6 protein-coding genes are annotated in these 4,349 nt (G+C 31.4%); all 6 read left to right on the top strand.

Annotated features, from left to right (window positions below; genetic code table 11):
- Positions 1–319: type II secretion system F family protein (locus AC1VS3_RS12705; protein ID WP_481275675.1), on the top strand; the 319-nt coding region annotated here is incomplete at its 5' end.
- A gap of 17 nt (positions 320–336) precedes the next feature.
- A complete protein-coding gene (gene pilM / locus AC1VS3_RS12700) occupies positions 337–1,248 on the top strand; it encodes a type IV pilus biogenesis protein PilM (protein WP_008687977.1) in 912 nt (303 codons plus the stop codon).
- 12 nt (positions 1,249–1,260) lie between these two features.
- Entirely contained in the window at positions 1,261–1,989 is a 729-nt protein-coding gene (locus AC1VS3_RS12695) for a GspL/Epsl periplasmic domain-containing protein (RefSeq protein WP_008687978.1), read from the top strand.
- Between the two features lie 10 nt (positions 1,990–1,999).
- Entirely contained in the window at positions 2,000–2,626 is a 627-nt protein-coding gene (locus AC1VS3_RS12690) for a hypothetical protein (protein WP_008687979.1), read from the top strand.
- A gap of 16 nt (positions 2,627–2,642) precedes the next feature.
- The gene (locus AC1VS3_RS12685; RefSeq protein WP_008687980.1) at positions 2,643–3,653 is read left to right on the top strand and encodes a hypothetical protein; all 1,011 of its coding nucleotides are present in this window, start codon (positions 2,643–2,645) and stop codon (positions 3,651–3,653) included.
- A gap of 26 nt (positions 3,654–3,679) precedes the next feature.
- Positions 3,680–4,349: pilus assembly FimT family protein (locus AC1VS3_RS12680; RefSeq protein ID WP_412596066.1), on the top strand; the 670-nt coding region annotated here is incomplete at its 3' end.

Here is a 4,349-nt window from a genome sequence, read left to right as displayed (position 1 = left end):
ATATATAGAATCACAATTTGATCTAGTTATTCGCATGGTACGTAATGGTACTTCTTTATCTCAAAGTATTCAAAAAATTGATGGTTTTGATGCAAAATTAGCAAGTTCCATCTATATTGGCGAAGAGAGCGGTAAGCTAGAGGATATGCTATCATCATTAGCAGATGATTTTGACTATGAGGCAGAAATGGCAACACAAAAAATGGTTGCTATGCTAGAACCAATTATGATTATCTTTTTAGCACTTATCGTATTATGTGTTATGTTATCAGTATTATTACCAATCTATCAAATGTATCAGAATCCAACAATTGGATAAAGATGGGAGGAAGTAGCATGGGAAAGGAAAATGTTATTTATATATCTTCACATGGAGTACAGCTAATCAGCGGCTCTAATGATAAAGAAGATATGATCAAAGTGGATGCTTTCCGCGAATATCCGTTAGCAGAAGGTGCTATGATTAATGGTGTTATTACGGATGATACCCCTATTTTGGAAATCTTAAAGGAAATGAGAAGTAATGGGATAACGACTGCCAGATTGTTGATAGACAGCGGACAGATTCTTACCAAAAATGTAGATGTACCTATTTTAAAAAAGAAAGAATTGCTGCAAATCACAAGAGATGAATTATCAGATATTGAAGGCAGTTATGAAGATTTGGTATATGATTACTGTGTGTTACGTCCCAAATATGAAGATGGCAGAAAAGGTGGAGAAATTTTATGTTGCGCGATTGAGCGAAAACTGTTAGTTTCTTATATAGAACTGTTTGAAAATGCAGAAATCACTTTAAAAGGGATTGATATTTCTGTAAACGCATTGCAAAAGTTAACAAATGAATTAGTTGATATGGCGGATAAAACCTATGTGATATCTGTTATTGATGGAAATAATGTATCCAGTTATTTATTTGAGAATAACCATTATACCTTTTCAAATCGTACACGTTTATTTTCTGATCGAGGAACTTATGAATTTATTATGGAAATGAATAGTAATATCTCACAATTGATACAATTCAGCAAATCGAAACGGAGTCAGTATACTATTGAAACGGCTTATTTTTGTGGCTTAGATGACGAAGAAGAACAAAAGGTATTTAAGAATATAAGGGAAAATCTTGATATTGAAGCAAAAGAATTTCCCAATTCAAAAATTATATACATAACAGATAAAAGTAGAGAAAAGGCATTTCAGTTACACGATTATGTATTTACTGTCGGATGTCTGATTAGAAAGTGAGGTGTACCTGAAATGGCAAGTAAGCTTAGTAAGAAAGATATTGATTTGCTTTCTGCTTATAAGCAGAAAAAAGAAACACCTAAATATACAGGAGCTTTAAAGTATGCGGCATTACCATCAGGTATGCTGATCGTAGTTTTAGCTTTATTTATTTACTTTACGTTATCAAATCATCAATTAGAAAATGAAACAGAAGATTTAAAGCAACAAACTACAAAAATACAAGAACAAATTGCGAATGATCCTAACCTAGAACGCTATAATTCCTTACAAACAGTAAAAAGAGATATTGCTGCTTATAAAAAATTTAAAAAAGATATTCAATCCTATCCGGAACTTAGTCAGGATACTTTTGATAAAATTTTATTGGCAAGTGATGTAGATATTACTGTTACTAGCTTTAATTATACAAGAGAATCGCAAATTGTTACCCTGCAAATCGAAGGCACGAATGTAAACTCCACGGAACAATTTGTGAGAAGGTTAAAAAATACCGATTTATTTGCGGCGGTTAATTATTCTGGATATGTACAGAATGAAAAAATACTTGCAAACAATGATACTGTAAGTAAAAAGCAAGACGCTACAGATAATAAACAGACGAATAAGAATGTAAGCGATGCTCAGGCATTGATGGAACTTTTAGAAAATTTGAATAAGACACAACAACAAGAAACTATTAAACAACAACCAGAAACACAGAAAGTTTATACTGCGACTATTCTGTGCACATTGAAGTAGGTGATGAAACATGAAACAGACATTAACAAAACGTGAAAAAGTATTGTTGTATATATTATTATGTATCATCATCGTTGTAGGTGGATTCTTTTATTTAATTATGCCAGCGATGGAAAAACATACGGATTTGCAAGCAAAAAAAGATACTGCAGAAATGGAATTGATTAGTACAAAAGCATCTATTCCACGATATGATGATCTTGATAAAGAAATAAAAGAGGCTAGCAAAGAGTTAAAAGCGATAAAGGCAAAATTTTATGACAATCTGAAAAAAGAAGATGTTGATAAAATAATCACGAAATTAGCTATAGATCATTATTTAGAACCAACAAGCTTGAGTATTACAGATGTTAGTGAAGAAGAAATTCTTAATTATAAGGAAAGTTTAAAAGCCATTGAGAAAAAAGATGAAAATAAAAATGAGGACGGTACAAAAGAAAAAAAGAAAAACATCCTCAAAGTGTATAACATTTCATTAAGCGTAGATGGAACTGTCTTAAATTTGCAGAATATGATAAATGATGCGAATAAAATGAAATCTTTAAAAGTGGCAAGCGTGAATTACAATAGTGTCGTTTCAAAAGATGAAAAATCAAATAGCATGATGGTAACTTTTAAATTATTTATGCTGTCATAAAGCAGGAGGTGAGAATATGAAAGACAATAAAAAAGGCTCAGCTTTATTATGGGCAATTGTTGTCGTTATGGTTCTTGAGATTGTTATTGCAGCCTCAATGACGATTGCATATTCTTACTATAATCGCTCAGTTGAAAAGAATATAGAAAGGCAGGCCTATCTTTCTGCTAAGAGTGTTGTGACAAATGTTACAGAAAATATTCTGAATAAAAATTCAGATTATATAAAGTTAATTCCAGATGGTACAAATAGTGTGACTACGACGATCAATGACGTGGTGAATGGAAAACATACATTCCCAGAAGCATTAGGTAAATTAAAATCATTGACATTGAGTGTTTCTACTAAAACGGTAGATGATGTTGAATATGTCTTTTTAACGATTAGTGGAACTGTAACTTATGCTAGTAAGACATGTACCATAAGTGCGGATTTAAAAAGACTTGTAACTGAATCAAATAAAAATTGGACATTGATTAAATATTATGAAGGCAGTAAAGAAGTTCAATTACCATATAATATTCAAACAGGTAAGGATACATATGATTCTATTGATACAATTTTCACTTATTTTAAGAATGGTGATAAAGCGGCAATGCAAGAAGAGTATAAGAAACATGGTATAAGTGTAACAGATGGATTAACATTTAATAACGATAAATTACGAATTTATATTTATCAAGTGCTTATGAATGGTTCTTCACCAAAGTTGAATATGGATGAGTTTAACTTGCCAAAATCATTAGCTGGTTCGCAATTATATGCTCATGTAATGTTTGGTGTAGTAGATGGCGAGCCTGTCTGTTTCATCTATGCAACGGCAACGGAAAGTGGTGCTGTTTCTGATTGGAAACCAATTTTAGTTTTTGATCCAATTACGCAACACTGGTATTTTAGAGTAAATCAATGGGGGAATAATGATTATCTTAGCATGGCACAATTGAATAGTGGGACTCCCGAAAATAGAAGAATTATATATGATAATTTAATAAGTAGCTTTGTAGAAGAAAATATAGCAGATAAATAGCTTAAAATGAGAAGGAGGTTATAGGTATGAACAATAAAGGTGTTACATTAATTGAAATGATTGTCGCTATCTTGATTCTGTCTATTTCCTCTATAACGATTGCGGCAGGGTTCAATGGTGTTATTCAACGAATGGGCAAAGCTGCTAAAGTTAAAACAGCTAGCAATGAGATGTTTTCCTTTATCGAAGGCAATCAAGAAGTTAAAGATAAAGTAAAGGTGAATAAAAAAGATCAAGATGCCTCTTATATATTGCATGCTGATAATGGTGTTGATGATATAGAAGTACAAGCTACCTATAATGAGTATACAGGTACAAACGGTGCAGATATCGTTTTAAAAGCAATCACTAAAATTAAACAGAGCACCACTCCGTTAAAGGATTTTGATGTATATAAAGATAGTGTAAATATAGGAAATGATCTATATGCTACATTAAATGATAGTGAAACAAAGAGTTGTGGATTAAATCAAAGTACTTGTAAAAGAGATGGCTATAATGATCATGTTTTTAAAAATTTAAAAGATACTTATCAAATTCAACCATTTCCAAATGAACTATTGCCTTCTGAATATAAAAGCCAACCATTTTATATAAATGCGTTTTATGCTTGGGAAAATAAGACGATATCAACAAATTGTAGTAATGAAAAGTTGATATATTTATCGACAACTAATAAATATTATGAATATTCTC

The organism is Longicatena sp., assembly GCF_982403165.1.
Note: the sequence above shows the minus strand (reverse complement) of the source record. Positions and strands in the feature narration are given on the sequence as shown.